A 22,129-nucleotide genomic window follows, 5' to 3' on the forward strand; every position below is an offset into this window, starting at 1 on the left:
CCCCCGGGGGAACCTCCGCCGCAGACCGTGCCCAGCGGACGCCGCACCTCCGGTGTCCCTCACCGTTCCCCGTGCCGCCGGATCGCGGCCACCCCCGAAACAGTTCCAGGAGAACCACCATGGCCAGCACTCAGCCCCACGGCACCACCGACCGCCGTCCCGTCCGCACCGCCGGCAAGGCCGGTCTCGGTGTCGCCGCCGCCGGCATCGTCCTCTTCAACATCTCCCCGCTGCTGAACTGGGTGCAGATCGAGGGCACCGACGACCGCCGCACCGGTTACGAGACCGACTCCCTCGTGCCGTTCATCGCCTACCTGGGCCTCGGCCTGCTCGTCGCGATGGCCTACGCCGCCAAGCGCGCCCGCCGCGGGCAGCACCGCGGTCTGACCCTGGTGTCCATGGCCGTCGCCATCGCCGCGACGATCCAGTGCGTCGCCTTCGCCCTGAACCCGATGGGCGGCCTTGAGCGCGGGGACCTGCTGAGCACCCAGATCGGCGTGTTCGTGGGCATCCTCGGTGCGGCGATCTGGGCCGTCGGCTCCGGTCTGCTCGCCAAGGAGGTCGAGGGTGACGACGCCGACCACGACGTCGACGTGCGCACCTCCGCCTCCGAGCAGCGCTCCGCCCGCGCCTGATCCCACCGGTCGCGCCGCGGCGCGACCCCCCGAGCCGGTCCCCGGCACCCGGTCCTCCCGGGTGCGGGGGGCCGGCTCGTCGTCGTCCTGGTGCGCGGGCGCGGCCCGTGGAACGATCCGGTCCTCGCCCGATCGACCCCGGAGGGGACCCACCGGATGGACCGGTTGCCGCTGCTCGACCCCACGGCCGCCCCGTTCGCCGACGACTTCACCGCCGGCTCCCCCGACCCGGGGCGCTGGGTGGACCACTACCTGCCGCACTGGACCACCCCGGACCGGTCGCGGGCGCGGTGCGCGCCCACCCCCGGCGGGCTGGAGCTGCGCATCGAGGCCGACCAGCCGGACTGGCGTCCCGAGGACGCCCCGCTGCGGGTCTCGAACCTGCAGACGGCCACGTTCTCCGGGCCGGCGGGCTCCACGCGCGGCACCCACCGCCACCGCCCCGACGGCCTGACCGTGCGGACCCCCACCCCCACCCGGCTGCTGTGGGCGCCGCGGGAGGGGCAGGTCGACGTGCGGGTCACCGCGAGCCTGGACCGCGGCTGCATGCTCGCCGTCTGGCTGGTGGGCACCGAGCACGAGTCGCCCGGCGACAGCGGGGAGGTCTGCGTCTGCGAGATCGACGCCGACGCCGTGGGGGAGACCTCGACGCGGGTGCGCACCGGGGTGAAGGCGCACCACGACCCCCGGCTGCGGACCGAGGTGACCGAGGTCGTCGTCCCCGTCGGGGCCGGGCAGGCGCACTGGTGGTCCGCCCGCTGGAACGCCTCGGGGGTGGTCGTCGCCTGCGACGAGCGGGTGGTGTTCACCTCGGCCCAGCACGTCCGGGGACCCCAGCAGCTCATGGTCGACCTCTTCGAGGTCGTCGCGCCCGGGCCGGCGGGGGAGTACCCGAAGACCGCCGTCGTGCACGCGGTCAGGGGGAGCTGACGGCGGCCGGGACGGTCAGGGGGTGGCGTCGGGGCGCTCGGCGGCGACGCGGCGCAGCTCCTCCAGGACGGCCGCGGTGGGGGCGTCGGAACCGCGCCCGGCCCGGGTGGCGGCGTAGATCGACCGGGCCGGGCTCGGCCCCGCCAGCGGCAGGACGCGCAGCCCCTCCGGGCGCAGCGGGTGGGCCAGGCGCGGGATCAGCGCCACCCCGGCCCCGGCGGCGACCAGCGCGGCCAGCGCGTCCCAGTCCTGGGTGTGGTGGCGCACGTCGGGGGCGAAGCCCGCGGTGGCGCAGGCGGCCAGGGTGATCTGGGCGCACGCGTCGTCGCTGGCCGCGGCCACCCACCCGTCGCGGGCCAGGGCGGCCAGCTCCACCTCCTCGCGCCCGGCCAGCGGGTGGTCGGTGGGCACGAGGACGTCGAGGACGTCGGTGAGCAGGTCGACCCGGTCGTAGCGGGCGTCGTCGCGGCGCGGGCCGCCGGGGTGGTCCACGCAGACGACGACGTCGAGGTCGCCCGCGTCGAGGCCGACGAGGGCGGAGACCGGCTCGCGCTCGCGCACCAGCAGGCGCAGCCCCGGCCGGTCGCGGTGCAGGCGCCGCAGCGCCGGTCCCACGACGGCGGCGATCGCGCTGGCCAGCGACCCGATGCGGACCTCCCCGACCACCCCGGCGTCGAAGGCCAGCAGGTCCGCGCGGGCCATCTCCAGCTGCGCGGCGACGGCGTCGGCGTGGGCGAGCAGCACCCGGCCCTGGCCGGTCAGGCGCACCCCGCGGCCGACCCGTTCCAGCAGCGGGACGTCCAGCTCGCGGGCCAGCCCGGCCAGCTGCTGGGAGACCGCGGACGGGGTCAGGTGCAGGGCGGTGGCGGTCGCGGCGACCGTCCCGCGCCGGTCCACCTCGCGCAGCAGGCGGAGGCGGCGGAGGTCGATCGTGAAGTTCTCGCTGTCGACACTCATGAGAAAACTCTAGCTGGACTGAACGGTTCGGGGGAGAGCACGATCGGGGGGTGACCCGCCGCGCCGCCCTGATGTTCGCCGCCCTGGGCTTCGCCTGGGGCATCCCGTACCTGCTCATCAAGGTCGTCGGGGAGGAGCTCCCGCCCTCCACCCTGGTCCTGGCCCGGACGGCCCTGGCCGCCCTCGTCCTCGCCCCGATCGCGCTCTCGCGCAAGGACGTCCGCGCCGGCCTGCCCGACCTGCTGCGCCGCTGGCCGGCCCTGGCCGCCTACACCGGGTTCGAGATCGTCGGGCCGTGGCTGTTCCTGGCCCGCGCCGAGCAGGACCTGCCGAGCTCGACGACGGCGGTCGTCATCTCCGCCGTCCCCGTCGTGGGGGTCCTCGTCGCCTTCGCCGGGGGCCGCGCCGAGCGCCTGGGCCGCACCGGCTGGACCGGGCTGGCCCTGGGCACCCTGGGGGTCGCGACCCTCGTCGGGTTCGACCTGGTGCCCGGGCAGTTCGGCGCCGTCGCGGAACTCGCCGTGGTCGTCGTCGGCTACGCCGTGGGCCCGGCCGTGCTCTCGCGCCACCTCGGCGACCTGCCCGGCACCACGGTCGTCCTGGCCAGCCTCGTCCTGGCCGCGCTGGTCTACGTCCCGGTCGTGCTGCTGGGCCCCGGGCTGCCCGCCGCGCTGCCCTCGGGGCAGGTCGTGGCCTCGCTCGTCGTGCTGGCCGTGGTGTGCACCGCGGGGGCGTTCCTGCTGCTCTTCGCCCTCATCGGGGAGATGGGCCCGGTGCGCGCCACCGCGATCGTCTACGTCAACCCCGTCGTCGCCGTCCTCGCCGGCGCCGTCGTGCTCGGGGAGCGCATCACCGCGACCACCCTCGCCGGGTTCGCCCTCGTCCTCGCCGGGTCCTTCCTCGCCACCCGGAAGCCCGCGAACCGGCCCGAGCAGCCCGCGGCCCCCCTTACCGTGGAGGTGTGACCGCAGGGGTGACCGCCGACGCCGCCGGGGCGGCCCCCGCGGCCCCCGCGAGCGGGCCCGACGGCGAGCTGCGCTGGCGGCCCGGCCGTCCCGTCCCCGTCGCCACGACCCTCACCGCCCTGCGCCGCGGGTCCGGGGACCCCACCTTCCGCCGCGACCCCGACGGCACCGTCTGGCGCGCCACCCGCACCCCGCACGGGCCCGTCCTGCTGCGCGTGCGGGCCCGCCCCGCCGACGGCGAGGTCGAGGCGCAGGCGTGGGGCCCCGGCTCCGACTGGGCCCTGGACGGCGTGCCGGACCTGCTGGGGGCCGCCGACGACACCCACGCCGACTTCGTGCCCCGCCCCGAGCACACCGCCCTCGTGCAGGCGTGGCGGGCGCACCGGCACTGGCGGGTCATCCGCACCCGCGCCGTCTTCGAGGCGCTGTCCGCCTCCGCCCTGGAGCAGGTCGTCACCACCGTCGAGGCCTTCGCGGGGTGGCGCCGGCTGGTGCAGCGCTTCGGCGAACCCGCCCCCGGCCCCGCCGGGCTGACCCTCAGCCCCACCCCGCAGCAGTGGCTGCGGATCCCGTCCTGGGAGTGGCTGCAGGCCGGGGTGGAGCTGCGCCGGCGGAAGGTCACCATCCTCGCCGCGCCCCGCGCCGGCGGGCTGGAGCGCACCCTGGCCATGGCGCCCGAGGCCGCCGACGCCGCGCTGCGCTCGCTGCCCGGGATCGGGGTGTGGACCTCGGCGGAGGTGCGCCAGCGCGCCCACGGGCACGCCGACGCGTTCAGCTTCGGGGACCTGCACGTCCCCGGCAACGTCTCCTGGGCGCTGACCGGGGAGGTCCTCGACGACGCCGGCTGCGCCGAGCTCATCGAGTGCTACCGCGGGCACCGGTTCCGGGTGCAGAAGCTGCTGCAGCTCGCCGGGCACCAGCGCCCGCGGCGCGGGCCGCGGGCGACGCTGCCCACCCACACCCCGAACCGGGCGCTGGGCTCAGCGCGCCGGCCGGGCCACCGCGCGCACGGGTGAGCCGTCCCCGCCCGTCAGCGCCCAGCCGAACGCGCAGAACTCCACCTCCGCCGGCAGGCCCTCCAGGCCGCGCAGGTTCTCCACCACCACCCCCGGGTCGGGGCGGGTGCCCAGCAGGACCCGGTGCGCGGCCAGCGTCCCCGGCCCGTCCACGCTCGCGGCGTCGATCCCGGTGGTCCGCGTCCCGCCCGCGCGCAGGGCCCGCGCCGCCGCCGCGGTGAGGAACGGGTGGTCGAACTCCCGGCCGGTGCCGGCGAACCCGTCCCACCCGGTGCGCAGCAGCACGATCCGCGCGCCCGCGGCCGGGCGCACGTCCTCCGCCTCGATCACCGCGCGACCGCGCACGTCGAGGACGAGGGCGGTCCCGCTGAACAGCTCCAGCGGCAGCTCCTCGACGGTGGGGCCGCCGGGGACGACGTGCGCGGGGGCGTCGACGTGGGTCCCCGTGTGGGTGCCCAGGTGCAGCCGGGTGACGGCGAACCCGTCCCCGGCCACCGTCGCGGCGGGCTCGGCCGCGAACCCCGGGTCGCCGGGGAACACCGGCATCCCGGGCCCCACCGGGCGGCTGAGGTCCACCCACCGCGTCACGGCCGGCTCAGCGGGGCAGCTCGACGACGCGGACGAGGACGCCGCCGTCCCCGGGGTCGCGGTCCACCAGCCCGACGAGGGACTCCGTCCACACCGCCGCCAGCACGCGCTGGGTGAGCACCCCGAGGGTGAAGTCGTCCTCGGCGCTCAGCCGCAGCGCCGGGCCCGTCCCGTCGTCCTCGACGGCCACCGAGGCCCCGGCGCCCGGCCCGGCGGCGCAGGCGACCTCCGCGGCCCGCCCGAGGCGCTCCTCCAGGGTCCCCGGCTCGATCGGCGGGGGCTCCACCGACCCCGCCCCCAGGGCGGCGCGGACGGCCTCGACGTGCCCGAGGCGGAACCAGTCGCCCGCCGCGGTGCGGACCAGCGACCGCGCCCCGGGGGCGTCCACGGAGGCGTCGAGCACGAGCTCGCCCAGCCCGCGGATGAGGGCGGCGGGGACCCCGGAGGTCTTCCCCTTCACCAGGTCGGCCGCGGCGGCGATCTCGTCCACGACGGCCCGGGCGGTGACGGTGAGGGTGCGCCCGGAGGTGTCGGTCCGCCCGCGCAGGTCGTCCAGGACGTCCAGGCCCGCGCTGCCCAGCGCGAAGTCGGTCTGGCCGGCGCGCCAGGGCCGGCCCGCGGTGTCGGTGACGACGACGCCCACGGTCGCGCCGGTCAGCTCCCGCAGCCGGTCGCGCAGGGCCCGCGCCGCCGCGTCCGCGTCGTGGGGCAGCAGCAGCACGACGTCGCCGACGACGTTGGAGGCGTCGACGCCGGCGGCGGCCATCACCGGGCCGGCCGCGGCCTCCACGACGCGCGCGGTGCCGTGCGGGGTGCGCCGGGCGGCGACGAGGCGGCGGGACTCCCGCAGCACCACCTCCTCGCGCTCGCTCGCGGGGGCGGTGAGCCCGGCGGCCTTGGAGAGCACCTTGCTGGAGACGGCGACGACGTCGCCCTCGCCGAGGGAGGTCCGCTGGGCGTGCAGGGCGTCGACGAGCAGCCCGGCGACGTCGTCGCCGGCCACCACCTCCCCGATCCCGGGGATGCCGACGACCTGGAGGCTGCTGGACAGGCTCCCGCTCACGCGGCGGGCTCCTTCCGGTCGAGCTCGAGGGCGAGGTCGAGGGCGGCGCCGGCGAGGTCGGCGGTGGCGCGCGGGGAGCTCATGAGCAGCGGCCGCCGACGCACCACCAGGCCCGGGCGCCGCGGGGGCTCGTCCTCCTCCGCGATCAGCCAGCCGTCGAGGAAGTCGTCGTAGAGCCCGGCGACGGCGGCCGCGGTGGTGGGGACGCCGATCGCGCTCAGGCAGGCGTCGGCCATGCCGCGCACGGGGGCCCCGGCCACGACGGGGGAGACGCCGACGACGGGGGCGGGGGCGGCGACGAGGGCGTCGCGGATCCCGGGGACCTGCAGGACCGTGCCGATGGAGACGACGGGGTTGCTCGGGGGGAGCACGACGACGTCGGCCTCGCGCAGCGCCTCGAGGACCCCGGGGGCGGGGCGGGACGCGGCGGCGCCGACGGCCTCGATGCGCACCGCCGGCACCGCGGCGTGCAGGCGCACCCACCACTCCTGGAAGTGCACCCGGCGGGTGGCGCCGCCCGGCCCGTCGGCGAGGTCGACGTGGGTCTCGACGCGGTCGTCGGTCATCGGCAGCAGCCGCGCGCCGGGCTGCCAGCGCTCGCACAGGCGCGCGGTGACCTCGGAGAGCGTGGCGCCCTCGGCGAGCATCCGGGTGCGGATGACGTGGGTGGCGATGTCCTTGTCGCCGAGGGTGAACCAGGACGGTCCCTCCCCGTGGGCGGCCAGCTCGCCGGCGACCCCGTAGCTCTCCTGCGCCCGCCCCCAGCCGCGGGCCTCGTCGATGCCGCCGCCGAGGGTGTACATCACGGAGTCGAGGTCGGGGGAGATGCGCAGGCCGTGCAGGGTGACGTCGTCGGCGGTGTTGACGACGACGGTGACCCGGGCGTCCCGGCGCGCGGGGTCCTCCGCGGAGCGCAGGTGGGCCAGCAGCCCGCGCAGGAAGCGGGCACCGCCGACGCCGCCGGCGAGGGCGGTGATCTGCAGGGGACGGGAGTCGCTCACGGGCGCCATCATCCCCCGTCGCGGGGTCCCCCACCCGGCTGGCTCCGCGGGGCGGCTGGGACCCGGGGGGCTCCTGGGGTGCGGGGTGGCGGGAGGGGCGGGTGAATTACCACGCTGAGCTTGACTCTGGAGGACGACACGCGTGTAATTCGACCAGTGGTGGTCCTGGGTGACTGGCACATCACGCGGAGTGACAGACCGAGGCTGTGGGGGCCACCATGAGTGACGACTTCGAGTCCATCGACGACCTCTCGCGACCGCGGACGGGGGCCGGCCCCGTCGTCCACCTGGGCCTGGTGCCCCCGCTGCCCGCGCCGGACCGCGCCGCGGGCCTCGTCACCGGCGAGGACGCCGAGCTCGACGAGGACGGCGAGGACGACGGCCCCCTCGGCCCCGACGGCCGCCCCGAGCTGTCCCTGGTGGACATGACCGGCGGGCTGACCGGGCTGTCCGGGCTCACCCCCGAGGACCCGGGCTGGGCCGAGCTGGCCCTGTGCGCGCAGACCGACCCCGAGGCGTTCTTCCCCGAGAAGGGCGGCTCCACCCGCGAGGCCAAGCGCGTCTGCCAGTCCTGCGAGGTCCGCCAGGAGTGCCTGGAGTACGCGCTGGGCAACGACGAGCGCTTCGGCATCTGGGGCGGGCTCTCCGAGCGCGAGCGCCGCCGCCTCAAGCGCCACATCGGCTGACACCCGCCGGCACCGGCTGAAGGAACGGCCCCGACCTGCCGAGAGAGCAGGGTGGGGGGCCGCCGGTCCCCGTGGAGCACGGGGAGGTACCGATGAACCAGTCCTTGTCGATCTGGGAGCGCCGCCAGGCCGTCGCCTCTCGCCTCGAGGGCCACGCCCAGCAGGAGCAGGACGCGCTGGGCGAGCTCGCCACGGCGTTCGTCGACGCCCAGCTGAGCCTGGACGACGTGGACCCGCAGGGGTGCCTGCGGGCGGCCCTGGCCGCCGTCGTGCACGTCGCCGCGAGCCGGCCGGGGTTCAACCTCGTCCTCGGCGCCCTCGGGCACGGGGTCCGCGTGCAGACCGACGCCGACGGCGTCGTGCGGCTGAGCGCGGTGGCCGTGGCGGCGGGCGAGCCCGAGCCCCCCGCCCCCGAACCCCCCGCTCCCTCCGCCCAGGCCGCGCAGGCCGCGCAGGCCGTGGCCTCCGAGCTCGCCTCGCTGCTCTGGCAGCGCTGACCCTCCCCGGGTTCCCGGCCCCGGTCCCTTTTCGGTACCGGAGATCACGCTTTCAGCCCCTCACGGCGGGTCCGCCGCCCGACGACACCTCTACCGACGCCGGACACCTTCCGGCAGCACGTCACAGCTGACTGCCCGTGCGACGCCCGACGGGTGTGCACGTCGGAAGAGGAGACCGCATGACCTTCCTGCTGCGTCGCGTCCGGGTGGGCGCACGCTTCGCCATCGCGTTCGGGGTGATCCTGGCGCTCACCCTCGCCATGGGCGCCGTCGCGTTCCTCGGGAGCCGGGAGCAGTCCAAAGCGCTCCAGCAGGCCCAGGACGCCGCCGAGCTCGTCCAGTACGTCACCGAGCAGAAGTACTACGACGCCGACATCATCGGCTGGCAGTCCGGCTACGCGCTGGACACCTACCGCCTCGGCGTCGACGCGGCCCTGGCCGACGACAACGTCAACCGCGCCGGCTACCTCGCCGTCCGCTCCACGCTCGTCGCGGCCCTCCAGAACGCCCCCCTCGAGCTGATGACCGCCCAGGAGCGGACCCTCAACGCCGAGCTCATCGGCCTGTGGGACCAGTTCATCGACTTCGACAACCGCGCCGTCGTCGCCTACCGCGACGGCCGCACCGCCGACGCCGAGAAGCACCTCGACGAGGGCGGCTTCCCCGTCTACCAGGCGATCCTCGCCGAGATGGACCGCTTCGAGGCCTCCGTCGAGGACCGCAACGCCGCCGCCCAGGCCCGCGCCGTGCGCGTCGCCGAGACCGCGGAACTGCTCATCGTCGTCTTCTCCGTCCTCGCCGTCGTGCTCGTGGCCCTCATGCTGCTCGCCCTCATCCGCACCGTCGTCGTGCCGCTGCGCGCCCTGACCGCCCGCGCCGAGGAGGTCGCCTCCGAGCGCCTGCCCGAGGCCATCGGCCAGATCCGCGTCCTGGCCGCCGACGGCACGCCCCCGACGCTGCCGGCCTTCGAGGTCAGCACGAAGGACGAGCTCGCCGCCCTCGCCGTGGCGTTCAACCACGTCCAGGACAGCGCCCTCGACCTCGCCGTCGAGCAGCACCGCAACGAGGTCGCCGCCGCCGAGATGCTCGTCAACCTCGGCCGCCGCAACCAGAACCTGCTCACCCGCACCCTGGCCTTCCTCGCCGAGCTGGAGCGCGCCGAGCGCGACCCGCAGGTCCTGGACAAGCTGTTCCGCCTGGACCACCTCTCCACCCGCGTCCGCCGCAACGCCGAGTCGATGCTCGTCCTGGCCGGTGCGGAGCAGACCCGCACCAAGTCCCGCCCGGTGCCCGTCGCCGGTGTCGTCCGCGCCGCCCTGGCCGAGATCGAGGACTACCCGCGCGTCGACCTGACCGAGCTCGACGACGCGACCCTGCACGGCAGCGCCGCCGCCGACGTCACCCACCTCCTGGCGGAGCTGCTGGAGAACGCGACCGCGTTCTCGCCCAGCACCACCCGCGTCGTGGTCAGCGGCACCCCCACCGTCGACGGCGGCTACGCCCTGAGCGTCACCGACTCCGGCGTCGGGATGAGCCCGGCCGACGTGGCGCTGGCCAACGAGCGGATCGCGAACGCCGCGACGTCCCGCCCGGACTCCCGCCTCCTCGGCCACCACGTGGTCGGGCTGCTCGCCGACCGCTGGACCATGTCCGTGACGCTGGCCCGCGGCGGCTCGGCCGACGCCCCCGTCGGGGTCGTCGCCACCGTCGCCCTGCCCGCCGCCCTCGTCGCGCTCGGCTCCCGCCCCGCGGCCGCCCCGGCCGCCGCCCCCGTCGCGGCCCCCGTCGCCGCGGCCAGCGCCCCGGAGCCGGAGCTCGCCCTCGTCGGGGCCCCCGCCCGGGCGGAGGCCGTCGTCGAGCCCGTCGTCGAGCCCGTCGCCCCGGCGGCCCCCGCGGTCGAGGTCGCCCCGGCGGCCCCGGTCGTCGCGGTCCCGGCGGCTCCCGTCGCCCCGGCCCCCGTCGCGGCGGCTCCGGTCGCCCCGGCCCCGGTCGCCCCGGCCCCGGTGGCCCCGGCCCCCGTGGTCCCGGTCCCGGCCGTGGCCCCGCTGACGCCCTCCTCCCCGGTGTCCCGCACCGGGGGCGGCGTCCCCTCGGCCCGCGTCCGCGGCGCCCAGCTCGCCGACCTCGGCCGCGACCTCGGCCGCACCGCCGACGCCGGCACCGGCCCGCAGGTCGCCTCCCCGCCCGCCGACCTGCCCGCCGTGCCCACCCGGGTCCGCGGCGCGCAGCTGCCCGACACGGGCGACCTGACCGCGGCCACGGCCGCCACCTCCCGCAGCGCCGAGGACGTCCGTCGCGGGCTCTCCGGCCTGCAGAGCGGCGTCGCCCGCGCCCGTCGCGACGCCGCCGACACCACCCCGTCCACCCCCGAGAGCGAGTGAACCCGTGAGCACCAGCACCGTCAGCCAGACCGCGCAGGACGTCAACTTCCTGCTGGAACGCTTCGTCGCCCAGACCCCCGGGGTGGAACAGGCCATCGGGGTCTCCTCCGACGGGCTGCTCATGACCATGCGCGCCGACCTCGAGCGCGCCGACGCCGACAAGCTGGCGGCGACGGTCTCGGGCCTGACCACCCTCGCGGTGTCCGCGTCGCGGCTGCTGCACAAGGGGCCGCTGAGCCAGGTCATCACCGAGTTCGGCGAGGGCTACCTCCTGGTGTCCTCCATCGCCGGCCGCGCCTGCCTCGGCGTCGTCACCGCCGCCGACTGCGACCTCGGTCTCGTCGGCTACGAGACGACCATGCTCGTGGAGCGGGTCGGGGCGCTGCTGACCCCCGAGCTCATCACCGAGCTGAAGACGTCCCTGCAGCTGTGAGCCCCCTCGACGAGTTCGACGACGAGTTCGAGGAGTTCGACGAGTTCGACCGGCCCTTCCTCGGCAGCGGCGCGGCGGTCTCGACCACGCCCCCCGCCCCGGCGGGGGGCGACCCGGACGACGCCGAGGACGGGACCGGCGTCCGCGCCTACCTCCTCACCGGCGGCCGCACCGGGGGAGGGGCGGCGGGCATCGCGATGGAGACCACCGCCGTCGTGACCCCCCTCGGGGCGAGCGTCGCGGCCTCCCGGTCGCTGGCCTTCGAGCTGGGGCAGGTCCTGGACTCCTGCGCCGAGGCCCGTTCCGTGGCCGAGGTCGCCGCCCTGGTCGGCATCCCCCTGGGGGTCGCCCAGGTCCTGGTCGGCGACCTCGTCGCCCGGGAACTGCTCATCACGACGTCCACCGCGAAGTCCCTCGCGTTCGACGTCTCGTTCATCGAGAGGTTGATCAACGGTGTCGCTGCACTCTGAAACCGCCAGCCCCCCGGTGGCCCCCGCGGCCCCGGTGAAGCGTCCCCCCATCCCGGTGAAGATCCTCGTCTCCGGGGGGTTCGGGGTCGGCAAGACGACGACGGTCGGTGCCCTGTCGGAGATCGAGCCGCTGAGCACCGAGGCCGCCATGACCTCGGCGTCGGTGGGCGTCGACTACGCCGGCGAGGCCAGCGAGAAGACCACCACGACCGTGGCGATGGACTTCGGGCGCGTCACGATCGACGACAGCATCATCCTGTACATGTTCGGCACCCCCGGGCAGGACCGGTTCGGGTTCATGTGGAACGACCTCGCCGACGGGGCCCTCGGCGGGATCGTCCTGGTGGACCCCAGCCGGATCGACGACTGCTTCGTGGCGCTGGACTACTTCGAGAAGATCGGCCTGCCGTTCGTGCTGGCCGTCAACTCCTTCGCGAACCGCAGCCAGCTCACCCTGGACCAGGTCCGCGCCGCCGCCAACGTCGACCCGGCCGTCCCCGTGGTCGCCGTCGACGCCCGCCAGCGGGAGGACGTCAAGCAGGTCGTGCTGACCCTGCTGCAGCTGATCCTGTCCCGCGCCCGGTCCGCGGCGTAGGGCGTTCCCCCAGAGCCCGGCCCGGCCCACCGGTCCCCGCCCGCGTCGACGCCGTCGGCGCGCGGGGACCGGTGGGCCTCCGTCGTGGGGCGCCCTACTCGCCGTAGCGGGGGTCGACGTCCTCGGGGGGCAGGTCGAGCAGGTGGGCGACCTGCTCCACGACGACGTCGGCCACCAGGTCGTCGAGGTCCTCCCCGTCGGCGCGGGTCTCCAGCGGCCGCCGGTACAGCACGACCCGGGCCGGGCGGTCGCCGTGGGCGGGGAACAGCCGGCCCAGCGGGACGACGTCGTCCTCCCAGGGGGCCGGGTCCGAGGGCGGGACGTCCTCGACCGCGAACTCCACCCCGGCCAGCTGCTCGGCCCAGCGGCGCTCCAGCAGCTCCACGGCGTCGAGGACCAGGTCGTCGAAGCGCTCGGAGCGCGTGCGCGCCGCCGGCAGCGACGCGGGCAGCAGGGGGCCGCGCAGGCCGCGACCGTGGCGGTCGCGGCGTCGGCGTGGACGGGTCGGCACCCGGCGTCGGAGGACCACCGGGCGAGAGTACCCACGGCGGCGCGCCGGGGCACCGCGCGACCGCCCCGCGCGGGGCGCGGCGGGACCCCGCCGCGCCGGGCCCCGACCGGGCGACACGATCCCGCGCGTGGGGGGCTCCGCGGGGGCCGGAGGGGTAGCGTGCGCGCGTGAGCTCCCGCACCCCTGGAACGAACGCCTCCCGCCCCGGAGCCGGTCGCTCCACCGCCCCCAGCGCCCGGCGCTGCTCGCGCACGGCCTGCGGGCGCCCCGCGGTCGCGACGCTCACGTACGTGTACTCCGACTCCACGGCCGTCCTCGGCCCGCTGGCGACCTTCGCCGAACCCCACTGCTACGACCTGTGCGCCGAGCACGCCGACCGCCTCACCGCCCCCCGCGGCTGGGAGGTCGTGCGCCTGGCCCCCGACCTCGTCGAGGCCGCCCGCCAGCACGACGACCTCCTCGCCGTCGCCGAGGCCGTGCGCGACCGCCCCGGCGCGCCCGGGCGCGGCATCGACCCCGACGCCCCCGCCGTCCGCCGCGGGCACCTGCGGGTCCTGCGCGAGAGCTGAGCCGGGTCCACCGGGCCCCTCCCCGGGCCGGTCCGGGCCGGTCCGCGGGCGGGCGACGTCGTGCCGCGGGTTCCTCAACCGGGCTGCCGCGCTGCCGATGGAGCCCCGTGCCCGCAGCCAACGCGCCCCGCGCCTCCCGTCGCCCCCGCGCCACCCGCACCGCCCCGCCGCTGGGCTCGCTGACCCAGGCCGCCCACCGCGAGACGGTCACCTGCGGGCCCTGCGGCAGCGAGCGCGTCACGCAGCTGTCGATGTCGCTGACCGACGGCACCCCCGTCCGGTTCGTCTCCTGCCACGTCTGCGAGGAGCGCACCTGGACCTCCGACACCGGGCCGATCACCGTCGACGCCGTCCTGGACCGCACCCGCAAGCAGTAGTCCCCTCCCGCGACGGCTCACCCCGGACGGGGGTGCGCTTGTAGGCTCGTGATCGTGACCGACCCCTCCGACGCCCCGCGCCGGCTCCCGTCCGTCGACCTCTCGGCCTTCATCAAGGCCTACGACGTGCGGGGCACCGTCCCCGACCAGCTCGACGCCGGCGTGGTGCGGGCCATCGGCGCCGCCTTCGCCGACGTCGTCGTCCTGCCCGAGGCCCCCGAGGGCCAGCCGCCGCGCGCCGTCATCGGTCACGACATGCGGCCCTCCTCCCCGGAGCTCTCGCGCGCCTTCGCCGACGGCCTCGCCTCGCGCGGGGTCGACGTCACCCTCATCGGCCTGTGCTCCACCGACGGCCTCTACTTCGCCAGCGGCTTCCTCGGCATCCCGGGCGCGATGTTCACCGCCAGCCACAACCCCGCCCAGTACAACGGCATCAAGATGTGCCGCGCCGGGGCCAAGCCCGTCGGCCAGGACAGCGGCCTGTCCGCGATCCGCGACCTCGCCCAGAGCCGGCTGGACGCCGGCACCCTCCCCGAGGAGACCGGCTCGATCGGCGAGGTCGACGAGCAGGACCTGCTGAAGGCCTACGCCCAGCACCTGCGGACCCTCGTCGACCTCACCGGCTCCCGCCGGCTCAAGGTCGTCATCGACGCCGGCAACGGCATGGGCGGCTTCACCGCCCCCGCCGTCCTCGGCGACGACGCCGGCCTGCCCGCGCTGCCCCTGGACGTCGTGCCGATGTACTTCGAGCTCGACGGCACCTTCCCCAACCACGAGGCCAACCCCCTCGACCCGGCCAACCTCGTCGACCTGCAGGCCGCCGTCCCCGAGCACGGCGCCGACATCGGCCTCGCCTTCGACGGCGACGCCGACCGCTGCTTCGTGATCGACGAGAAGGGCGACCCGGTCAGCCCCAGCGCCGTGACCGCGATGGTCGCCCGCCGCGAGATCGCCAAGGAGATCCGCGCCGGCCGCGAACCCGTCGTCATCCACAACCTCATCACCTCCCGCGCCGTGCCGGAGATCATCGCCGCCGACGGCGGGACGCCGGTGCGCACCCGCGTGGGGCACTCCTTCATCAAGGAGCGGATGGCCGAGGTCGGGGCGGTGTTCGGCGGGGAGCACTCCGCGCACTACTACTTCCGCGAGTTCTGGTCCGCCGACACCGGCATGCTCGCCGCGATGCACGTCCTCGCCGCGCTGGCCGAGCAGGACCGCCCGCTGTCCGAGCTCGCCGCCGAGTACGAGAAGTACGTCGCCAGCGGGGAGATCAACTCCACCGTGCAGGACGCCGCCGCCACCACCGAGCGGGTCGTCGCTGCGGTCCGCGAGACCGCCGCGGCCGAGGGCGAGGAGCTGGAGGTCGACCGCCTCGACGGGGTCACGGTCCTCCACCCCGCCAGCGAGCGCCAGCCGATGTGGTGGTTCAACCTGCGGGCCTCCAACACCGAGCCCCTGCTGCGGCTGAACGCCGAGGGCGCCGACGAGGCGACGATGGTCGCCGTCCGCGACCGCGTCCTCGCCCTGGTGCGGGGCGCCTGATGGCCCTCGACGCCTGGGTGCTGGAGCTGCTGCGCTGCCCCGTCTCCGGGGAGCCCCTGGAACCCGTCACCGTCGACGGTGCGGAGTTCCTCACCACCCCCTCGGGGATCCGCTACCCGGTGCTCGACGGGGTCCCCGTCCTGCTCGCCGACGCGGCCCTCCGCCCGGGGCAGCCCGCGTGAGCGCCCTCGACGAGACCCTGCTCGCCGACGGCGACGGGCTCACCGGCGCCGACGAGACCGGTGTCCTGCGCGCCCTGGCCAGCGCCGGGGCGCAGGTCCGCGAGGCCCTCGACCTCTCCGCCGAGGCGCGGGTGGCCCGGCTCGCCGAGGACGACCGCCCCCGGGCCGTGGTCATCGCCGCGCTCGCGGGCAGCTCCGTCGTCGCCGACATCGTCACCGCCCTCGCCGGGCGGGGCTGCCCGGTGCCCGTCGTGGTGCGCCACAGCGGGCCGCTGCCGAGCTGGGTCGGGCCGCTGGACCTGGTGATCGCCGTCTCGCTGTCCGGGCGCGCGCCCGGGCCGGTGGCGCTGGCCGCCGAGGCCTCCCGGCGCGGGGCCCGCGTCCTCGCCGTGGCGGGGGAGGGTTCCCCGCTGGCCGAGATCGGGGCCCGGCACGGCAACGTCCACGTGCTCCCGGCCCGGGGCGTGCGCGCCGACGGCGGCGACCCGCGCTCCTCCCGGGTCGCGCTGTGGTCGCTGGTGACGCCGGTCCTGCTGGCCTGCGACGCGATGGGGCTGCTGCCGGCCTCCGCCGCGGACCTCGCGGGCGTCGCCGACCGCCTCGACGCCGAGGCCGAGGCCTGCCGCCCGTGGTCGGAGACGTTCGTGAACCCGGCCAAGGTCATCGCCCTCGAGGTGTCCGGCGCGGTGCCGGTGGTGCTCGGCGACGGCGACCTGATGGCCGCCGGGGCCCGCCGCGCCGCCGGGATGCTGGCCCGCACCGCGCGGGTCCCCGCGGTCAGCGGCGCCCTGCCCGACGACGCCAGCGAGGTCGTGGCGACCTTCGGCGGGCCGTTCGCCTCCACCGTCGAGGACGTCTTCGCCGACCCCTTCCTCGACGGCCCGCCCGGGCCGCGCCTGCAGCTGCTGGTGGTCCGCGACTCCCCGCTGGCGGTCTCCGACGAGGACCGCCGCCTCGCCGACGCCGTCGTCACCACGGCCACCGACGCCGGGGTGCGGGTCTCCGAGGTCGTCGCCGACGAGGGGTCCCCGGCGCAGCGCCTGGCGCAGGTGATCGCCCGCGTCGACTTCGCCGCGGCCTACCTGGCGCTGGCCTCCGGGATCGACCCCGCGCGCTCGCCGCAGGTCGCCGACCTCAAGGACCGGCTGGGCTGAGACCCCCGCGCCCACCCCGGGCGCCCGCACCCCCGGGCCGCACCCTCGGCGGGGCGCGGCCCGGGGGCGGGCGCGTACCCTGGGAGGGAGCTCCGGCGTCCGGTGATGCCGAGTGGCCCAGAGGGGCCGCGCCGGGAGACCGTCACAGACCGCACGAGAGGACTCCCATGTCTTTCGAGTACCGGGTCCGGGACCTTTCCCTGGCCGAGGCCGGACGCCACGAGCTGCGTCTGGCCGAGCACGAGATGCCCGGGCTGATGGCGCTGCGCGCCGAGTTCGGCGACAGCAAGCCGCTGGCCGGCGCCCGCATCGCCGGGTCCCTGCACATGACCGTGCAGACCGCCGTCCTCATCGAGACCCTCCTCGCCCTGGGCGCGGAGGTCCGTTGGGCCAGCTGCAACATCTTCTCCACCCAGGACCAGGCCGCGGCGGCCGTCGTCGTCGGGTCCGGCACCGTCGAGGAGCCCGCGGGCGTCCCCGTCTTCGCCTGGAAGGGCGAGACGCTGGAGGAGTACTGGGCGCTGGCGGACCGCATCTTCGACTGGGGCACCGACGCCGAGGGCCACCGCATCGGCCCCAACATGATCCTCGACGACGGCGGCGACGCCACCATGCTCGTCCTGGAGGGCAAGCGCTTCGAGGCCGCCGGCGCCGTCCCCGCGACGACCGCGGAGGACTCCGAGGAGTACGCGGTCGTCCTGGAGCTGCTGCGGAAGTCCCTGGCCGAGGACCCCCAGCGCTGGACCCGCATCGCCGAGGGGATCCGCGGCGTCACCGAGGAGACCACCACCGGCGTGCTGCGCCTGGCGGAGTACTTCCGCAACGGCGTCCTGCCCTTCCCGGCGATCAACGTCAACGACTCGGTGACGAAGTCGAAGTTCGACAACAAGTACGGCACCCGGCACTCCCTCATCGACGGGATCAACCGCGGCACCGACGTCCTCATCGGCGGCAAGACGGCCGTCGTGTTCGGCTACGGCGACGTCGGCAAGGGCTGCGCGGAGTCCCTGCGCGGCCAGGGCGCGCGGGTCGTCGTCACCGAGATCGACCCGATCAACGCCCTGCAGGCCGCGATGGACGGCTACCAGGTCGTCCGCCTCGAGGACGTCGTCGAGACCGCCGACATCTTCATCACCGCGACGGGCAACAAGGACGTCATCATGGCGGCCGACATCGCGAAGATGAAGCACCAGGCCCTGGTGGGCAACATCGGCCACTTCGACAACGAGATCGACATCGCCGGTCTCGCCCGCATCCCCGGCGTGGAGAAGGTCGAGATCAAGCCGCAGGTGCACGAGTGGCGGATCCCCGCCGCCGAGGGCCGCCCGGCGCACAACGTCATCGTCCTGTCCGAGGGGCGCCTGCTGAACCTGGGCAACGCCACGGGTCACCCCAGCTTCGTCATGTCGAACTCGTTCGCCAACCAGGTCCTGGCCCAGATCGAGGTCTTCACCAAGCCGGAGACCTACCCGGTGGGTGTGCACCGGCTGCCCAAGCAGCTGGACGAGAAGGTCGCGCGGCTGCACCTCGACGCCCTCGGCGTGCGGCTGACCGAGCTCACCAAGTCGCAGGCCGCCTACCTCGGCATCGACCCCGAGGGTCCCTACAAGACGGACCACTACCGGTACTGAGCCGTCCGCAGGACGCTCCGCACGACGGCGCCCGGCACCCCTCGGGGTGCCGGGCGTCGTCGTCCCTGCTCGACTGGGGCGGTGCCCGACACCGCTCCGCTCCGGCTGGCCCTCCTCGGCGACTCCCTGGCCGCGGGGGTGGGCGCGGCCGACGCCCGGGACACCCCGGGGCCCCTGCTGACCGCCGACCTGGTGGCCGCCGGGATCCCCGCCGAGCACCGGGTGTTCGCGGTGTCCGGGGCCCGCAGCACGGCGCTGGCGGGGCAGGTCGCCGCGGCGGGGACGTGGCCGCAGGTCGCGGTGGTCGTCGTGGGCGCCAACGACCTCACCCACGCCGTCCCGGTGGCGCAGGCCGTGGCCGAGCTCGCCGCGGCCCTCACCGCCCTGCGCGCCACCGGCGCGGAGGCCGTCCTCGTCCCGGCCCCGGACCTGAGCGTCGTCGCCCACGTCCCCCCGGCGCTGCGCGAGTTCGCCCGCACCGCCAGCGCGCAGCTGCGCACCGCGCAGACCCGCGCCGCCGCCGCGGCGGGGGTCGCCGTGGCGGACACCTCCGCCGCCGCGGCGGTGTTCGCCCGCGACCCCTCGATGTTCTCGCCGGACCGGTTCCACCCCTCCGCCGCGGGGTACCGGGTGATCGCCGCCGACGTCGCCCCGCTGGTGCGGGCGGCCGCGCGCACCGCCCTCGGCGCCGCCTGAGAACATGGCCGGATGAGCTTGGAGGACGCTGCGTCGTGGGCCACGATCCTCGGCGGTGTCGCGGTCCTCGCCGCGTTCCTGCGCGGCTGCGTCCTGGTGGCGATGAAGTACCACGCCCGCGAGGTCCGCCGCTGGACGGCGACCGAGGAGGGCCTGGACGGCGGGCGGCTGCGGTGGTGGAACTGGGTCCGGGCCCGCTGGCGCCTGCTGTGGGCGACGGGCCGGTTGCGGACCCGCCGCGAGGTGCGGGAGTAGATCGACTCGCGCGACGCCCCGGTAGGCCTCAGGATCCGATGGTGGACAACAGCACCCCCTACCCCCTCGGCGTCACCGTGCGCGAGGACGGGTTGAACGTCGCCGTGTACTCCGAGACCGCCGAGGCGGTGGACGTCGCGGTCTTCGACGACGGTTCCGAGACGACCCACCGGCTGGACCAGCGCACCGGTCACGTGTTCCACGGGATCGTCCCCGGCGGGGTCGGCACCCGCTACGGGTTCCGCGTCCACGGCGAGTGGGAACCGGCGGAGGGGTTGCGGCACAACGCGGCCAAGCTGCTGCTGGACCCCTACGCCCGCGCCGTCGAGGGCCAGTGGGGTGCGGGGGAAGAGACCTTCGGGCACCTCTTCGCCGACCCGGAGCAGCGCAACGACGCCGACTCCGCGCCGTCCGTGCCGCGCGCGGTCGTCGTGGACCCCGCCTTCGACTGGGCCGGTGACCGCGCCCCGCGCACGCCGCTGGCCGACACCGTCGTCTACGAGGTCCACGTCAAGGGCTTCACCCAGCAGCACCCCGACGTGCCGGAGGAGATCCGCGGGACCTACGCCGGTCTCGCCCACCCGGCCGCGATCCAGCACCTGCTCGACCTCGGTGTGACCGCCGTGGAGCTGCTCCCGGTGCACCAGTTCGTCCAGGACTCCCACCTGGCCGAGAAGGGCCTGCGCAACTACTGGGGCTACAACTCCATCGGGTTCTTCGCCCCGCACAACGAGTACAGCGCCGCGGGCGACGACGGCTCCCAGGTCCGCGAGTTCAAGGAGATGGTCAAGGCCCTGCACGCCGCGGGGCTGGAGGTCATCCTCGACGTGGTCTACAACCACACCGCCGAGGGCAACCACATGGGCCCGACGCTCTCCCTCAAGGGCATCGACAACGGCTCCTACTACCGCGTCGTGGAGGAGGAGCCGGAGAACTACTTCGACACCACCGGCACCGGCAACAGCCTCAACGTGTCCCACCCCGCGGCCCTCCAGCTCATCCTGGACTCGCTGCGCTACTGGGTGAGCGAGATGCACGTCGACGGTTTCCGCTTCGACCTCGCGACCACGCTGACCCGCCAGTGGGGCGACGCGCACGTGCACTCCGCGTTCCTCGACATCGTCCACCAGGACCCGGTGCTCGCCCCGGTCAAGCTCATCGCCGAGCCGTGGGACACCCAGGGCTACCAGGTCGGCGGGTTCCCGGCCCGCTGGTCGGAGTGGAACGGGAAGTACCGCGACGACGTCCGCGACTTCTGGCGCGGCCAGGGGTCGCTCGGCGCGCTGACCCAGCGCCTCACCGGCAGCCCCGACGTCTACGAGGCTGACCGCCGCTCCCCGCTGTGCAGCGTGAACTTCCTCACCGCCCACGACGGCTTCACCCTCGCCGACCTCACGGCCTACGACGAGAAGCACAACGAGGCCAACGGGGAGAACAGCCAGGACGGCGAGAGCGACAACCGCTCCTGGAACTGCGGGGCCGAGGGGCCCACCGACGACGAGGCGGTCAACGCGCTGCGCGACCGCCAGCGCCGCAACCTCCTCACGACGCTGCTGCTCAGCGCCGGGGTGCCGATGCTGCTCGGCGGCGACGAGTTCGGCCGCACCCAGGGCGGCAACAACAACGCCTACTGCCAGGACGACGAGATCTCCTGGTTCGACTGGGCGGGCGCGGACCGCGAGCTGCTCGGGTTCACCCGCGAACTGCTCCGCCTGCGCCGGGAGACCTCCGCGCTGCGCGGCGCCTGGTACCGCGGCGACGGCCTCGACGGGTCCCCCGACGCGGTCCTGTCGCTGCGCGCCGACGGCGAGCCGATGACCCAGGCCGAGTGGGACGACGGCAACGCCCGCGCCTACGGCGTGCAGTTCAGCGCCGAGGGTTCCGCGACCGTCCTGCTGCTGGTGAACGGGGCCACCAACCCCGTCGAGTTCACCGTCCCGAAGGCCCCGGCCGGCCCGTGGAAGCTCGTGGTGTCCTCCGACCCGCAGCAGGAGGTCGGCCGCGAGGTCGCCGACCTGCTCGTGGGGGAGTGGTCCACGACGGTGCTGCGCTCGGCCTGACCGCTCCGCAGCTCCTCGGCGGGGACCCCGCCGGACGCCACGGGCGCCCGGCGGGGTCCTGTCGCGTCCGGGCTCCCCGGTCAGCCCCGGCCGATCGAGCGTTCCAGGTCGCGGGTGCGGGCCTCGCGCCGCTGCATCCGCACCAGTTCGCGGTCGCGGCGCTCGACGAGGACGGCGACGAGGAACCGCTCGGGGTCGGTGCCGGCCGGCGGGGCGGGGGAGACGTGCAGCAGCAGCGCGTCGGCCAGCTCCACGCCCAGCGCCGTGCGCGAGGCCGGGTTCAGCGTCGCGGTGCGGGCCAGGAACTGGCGGGCGGCGGTCACCACGGGCAGCGGGAGCCGCCCGATGTCGGCGGTGCGCGCCCAGCCGGCCAGTTCCGGGGGCATCGGCGGCAGCGGCACGTGCCGGGCCGCGGTGCGCTCGCGCACGACGTAGGTCCCGGCCAGCAGGTCGCCGACCCGCTTGCCGCGACGGGTGACCAGGGCCGAGATGATCGCGGGGCTGCCCGCCAGCCCCCACAGCTCGAACAGGCCCACGACGGCGCGGACCAGGCAGTGCCGGAACCGGACCGGGCCCCCGTCGTCGCGGACGACGCGCACCCCCAGGACGAGCTTGCCGACCGTCCGCCCGCGGGTGGCGGTCTCCACCGCGACGGGGATGCCGATCAGGCACAGCGCGCTCTCGGCGAGGGTGATCGCCGCGTACGCCGCCTCGTCGGTCTCCGACAGCAGCACCGAGGTGCCCCAGAGCAGCGCGGCGAACACGACGCCGACGATCACGGCGTCCAGCAGCGCGGCCAGCATGCGGGAGGCGAACGACGCGGCCCGCAGCCCCAGCACCACGGCCTCGCCGGTGACGATCTCCCCGACGGGCTCACCGACCGGGCCAGCAGCGCTCACCCCGCCACCGTACCCAGGGTGCGGGTGCCGCGGCCC

General features: G+C 75.9%; 25 protein-coding genes. 19 read left to right on the top strand and 6 right to left on the bottom strand.

The genetic code is table 11. The features are described 5' to 3' along the window. The first annotated feature begins 119 nt into the window (after positions 1–119). Both KRAD_RS14600 and KRAD_RS14605 read left to right on the top strand, forming a co-directional pair. Complete coding sequence (locus tag KRAD_RS14600) at positions 120–635, top strand: hypothetical protein (protein WP_012086397.1); 516 nt, start codon at positions 120–122, stop codon at positions 633–635. Between the two features lie 156 nt (positions 636–791). Beyond that, positions 792–1,565: a family 16 glycosylhydrolase gene (locus KRAD_RS14605; protein WP_012086398.1), complete on the top strand. Its 774-nt coding sequence runs from the start codon at positions 792–794 to the stop codon at positions 1,563–1,565. Between the two features lie 15 nt (positions 1,566–1,580). On the opposite strand, the gene KRAD_RS14610 is transcribed toward KRAD_RS14605, so the two are convergent. Continuing rightward, entirely contained in the window at positions 1,581–2,522 is a 942-nt protein-coding gene (locus tag KRAD_RS14610; RefSeq protein ID WP_012086399.1) for a LysR family transcriptional regulator, read from the bottom strand. Between the two features lie 50 nt (positions 2,523–2,572). On the opposite strand from KRAD_RS14610, the gene KRAD_RS14615 reads away from it, so the two are divergent. Continuing rightward, positions 2,573–3,487 (top strand): DMT family transporter, encoded by a 915-nt coding sequence (locus tag KRAD_RS14615; RefSeq protein WP_012086400.1) that lies wholly within the window; start codon positions 2,573–2,575, stop codon positions 3,485–3,487. Further along, a complete protein-coding gene (locus KRAD_RS14620; protein ID WP_203417577.1) occupies positions 3,484–4,503 on the top strand; it encodes a DNA-3-methyladenine glycosylase family protein in 1,020 nt (339 codons plus the stop codon). Before KRAD_RS14615 ends, KRAD_RS14620 begins: the two co-directional genes overlap by 4 nt. Here KRAD_RS14620 and KRAD_RS14625 read toward each other — a convergent pair. From KRAD_RS14625 to cofD, 3 genes are read right to left on the bottom strand one after another with little or no spacing between them, the layout of a single operon-like run. After that, entirely contained in the window at positions 4,468–5,091 is a 624-nt protein-coding gene (locus KRAD_RS14625; protein WP_041292122.1) for a cyclase family protein, read from the bottom strand. The genes KRAD_RS14620 and KRAD_RS14625 overlap by 36 nt on opposite strands. A gap of 7 nt (positions 5,092–5,098) precedes the next feature. Continuing rightward, positions 5,099–6,154: a coenzyme F420-0:L-glutamate ligase gene (gene cofE / locus KRAD_RS14630; RefSeq protein ID WP_012086403.1), complete on the bottom strand. Its 1,056-nt coding sequence runs from the start codon at positions 6,152–6,154 to the stop codon at positions 5,099–5,101. Next, positions 6,151–7,164: a 2-phospho-L-lactate transferase gene (cofD, locus tag KRAD_RS14635; protein WP_012086404.1), complete on the bottom strand. Its 1,014-nt coding sequence runs from the start codon at positions 7,162–7,164 to the stop codon at positions 6,151–6,153. The genes cofE and cofD overlap by 4 nt, the downstream gene beginning before the upstream one ends. Positions 7,165–7,373: 209 nt before the next feature. Here cofD and KRAD_RS27820 point away from each other — a divergent pair, with 209 nt between their 5' ends. From KRAD_RS27820 to KRAD_RS14665, 6 genes are all read left to right on the top strand, one after another. Beyond that, on the top strand, positions 7,374–7,841 hold the full coding sequence (locus tag KRAD_RS27820) for a WhiB family transcriptional regulator (RefSeq protein WP_012086405.1): 468 nt from the start codon (positions 7,374–7,376) through the stop codon (positions 7,839–7,841). A gap of 92 nt (positions 7,842–7,933) precedes the next feature. Further along, positions 7,934–8,338 (top strand): hypothetical protein, encoded by a 405-nt coding sequence (locus tag KRAD_RS14645; RefSeq protein ID WP_012086406.1) that lies wholly within the window; start codon positions 7,934–7,936, stop codon positions 8,336–8,338. Between the two features lie 179 nt (positions 8,339–8,517). Further along, complete coding sequence (locus tag KRAD_RS24450; RefSeq protein WP_012086407.1) at positions 8,518–10,719, top strand: HAMP domain-containing protein; 2,202 nt, start codon at positions 8,518–8,520, stop codon at positions 10,717–10,719. Positions 10,720–10,723: 4 nt separating this feature from the next. Next, complete coding sequence (locus KRAD_RS14655) at positions 10,724–11,152, top strand: roadblock/LC7 domain-containing protein (protein ID WP_012086408.1); 429 nt, start codon at positions 10,724–10,726, stop codon at positions 11,150–11,152. Then, positions 11,149–11,622 carry a DUF742 domain-containing protein gene (locus KRAD_RS14660; RefSeq protein WP_012086409.1) on the top strand — a complete coding sequence of 158 codons (474 nt, stop codon included), beginning with the start codon at positions 11,149–11,151 and terminating at the stop codon, positions 11,620–11,622. The genes KRAD_RS14655 and KRAD_RS14660 overlap by 4 nt, the downstream gene beginning before the upstream one ends. Then, on the top strand, positions 11,606–12,217 hold the full coding sequence (locus KRAD_RS14665; RefSeq protein WP_012086410.1) for a GTP-binding protein: 612 nt from the start codon (positions 11,606–11,608) through the stop codon (positions 12,215–12,217). The genes KRAD_RS14660 and KRAD_RS14665 overlap by 17 nt, the downstream gene beginning before the upstream one ends. A gap of 94 nt (positions 12,218–12,311) precedes the next feature. Here the strand turns inward: KRAD_RS14665 and KRAD_RS14670 are convergent, their stop codons facing one another. Continuing rightward, positions 12,312–12,746: a metallopeptidase family protein gene (locus KRAD_RS14670; protein WP_012086411.1), complete on the bottom strand. Its 435-nt coding sequence runs from the start codon at positions 12,744–12,746 to the stop codon at positions 12,312–12,314. A 149-nt stretch (positions 12,747–12,895) separates the two neighbouring features. On the opposite strand from KRAD_RS14670, the gene KRAD_RS14675 reads away from it, so the two are divergent. The 9 genes from KRAD_RS14675 to glgX all read left to right on the top strand — a co-directional run bounded on the left by KRAD_RS14675 (position 12,896) and on the right by glgX (position 21,194). Further along, positions 12,896–13,297, top strand: coding sequence for a DUF3499 domain-containing protein (locus tag KRAD_RS14675; RefSeq protein WP_012086412.1), 402 nt, complete (start codon positions 12,896–12,898; stop codon positions 13,295–13,297). A gap of 107 nt (positions 13,298–13,404) precedes the next feature. Next, on the top strand, positions 13,405–13,674 hold the full coding sequence (locus KRAD_RS14680) for a hypothetical protein (protein WP_012086413.1): 270 nt from the start codon (positions 13,405–13,407) through the stop codon (positions 13,672–13,674). 48 nt (positions 13,675–13,722) lie between these two features. After that, the gene (locus tag KRAD_RS14685) at positions 13,723–15,216 is read left to right on the top strand and encodes a phosphomannomutase/phosphoglucomutase (RefSeq protein WP_012086414.1); all 1,494 of its coding nucleotides are present in this window, start codon (positions 13,723–13,725) and stop codon (positions 15,214–15,216) included. After that, positions 15,216–15,398: a Trm112 family protein gene (locus KRAD_RS14690; RefSeq protein ID WP_012086415.1), complete on the top strand. Its 183-nt coding sequence runs from the start codon at positions 15,216–15,218 to the stop codon at positions 15,396–15,398. Before KRAD_RS14685 ends, KRAD_RS14690 begins: the two co-directional genes overlap by 1 nt. Then, positions 15,395–16,552, top strand: coding sequence for an SIS domain-containing protein (locus KRAD_RS14695; protein WP_012086416.1), 1,158 nt, complete (start codon positions 15,395–15,397; stop codon positions 16,550–16,552). The genes KRAD_RS14690 and KRAD_RS14695 overlap by 4 nt, the downstream gene beginning before the upstream one ends. A 167-nt stretch (positions 16,553–16,719) precedes the next feature. Continuing rightward, the gene (ahcY, locus tag KRAD_RS14700) at positions 16,720–18,183 is read left to right on the top strand and encodes an adenosylhomocysteinase (protein ID WP_012086417.1); all 1,464 of its coding nucleotides are present in this window, start codon (positions 16,720–16,722) and stop codon (positions 18,181–18,183) included. A gap of 81 nt (positions 18,184–18,264) precedes the next feature. Further along, the gene (locus tag KRAD_RS14705; RefSeq protein WP_012086418.1) at positions 18,265–18,879 is read left to right on the top strand and encodes a GDSL-type esterase/lipase family protein; all 615 of its coding nucleotides are present in this window, start codon (positions 18,265–18,267) and stop codon (positions 18,877–18,879) included. A gap of 12 nt (positions 18,880–18,891) precedes the next feature. After that, positions 18,892–19,134 carry a hypothetical protein gene (locus KRAD_RS14710; protein WP_012086419.1) on the top strand — a complete coding sequence of 81 codons (243 nt, stop codon included), beginning with the start codon at positions 18,892–18,894 and terminating at the stop codon, positions 19,132–19,134. Positions 19,135–19,172: 38 nt separating this feature from the next. Next, the gene (gene glgX / locus KRAD_RS14715; protein ID WP_012086420.1) at positions 19,173–21,194 is read left to right on the top strand and encodes a glycogen debranching protein GlgX; all 2,022 of its coding nucleotides are present in this window, start codon (positions 19,173–19,175) and stop codon (positions 21,192–21,194) included. Positions 21,195–21,274: 80 nt separating this feature from the next. Here glgX and KRAD_RS14720 read toward each other — a convergent pair whose 3' ends face one another. Next, positions 21,275–22,093, bottom strand: coding sequence for an RDD family protein (locus KRAD_RS14720; protein ID WP_012086421.1), 819 nt, complete (start codon positions 22,091–22,093; stop codon positions 21,275–21,277). Positions 22,094–22,129: the final 36 nt, after the last annotated feature.

It is taken from the genome of Kineococcus radiotolerans SRS30216 = ATCC BAA-149, assembly GCF_000017305.1.
GTDB classification, from domain to species: Bacteria; Actinomycetota; Actinomycetes; order Actinomycetales; family Kineococcaceae; genus Kineococcus; species Kineococcus radiotolerans.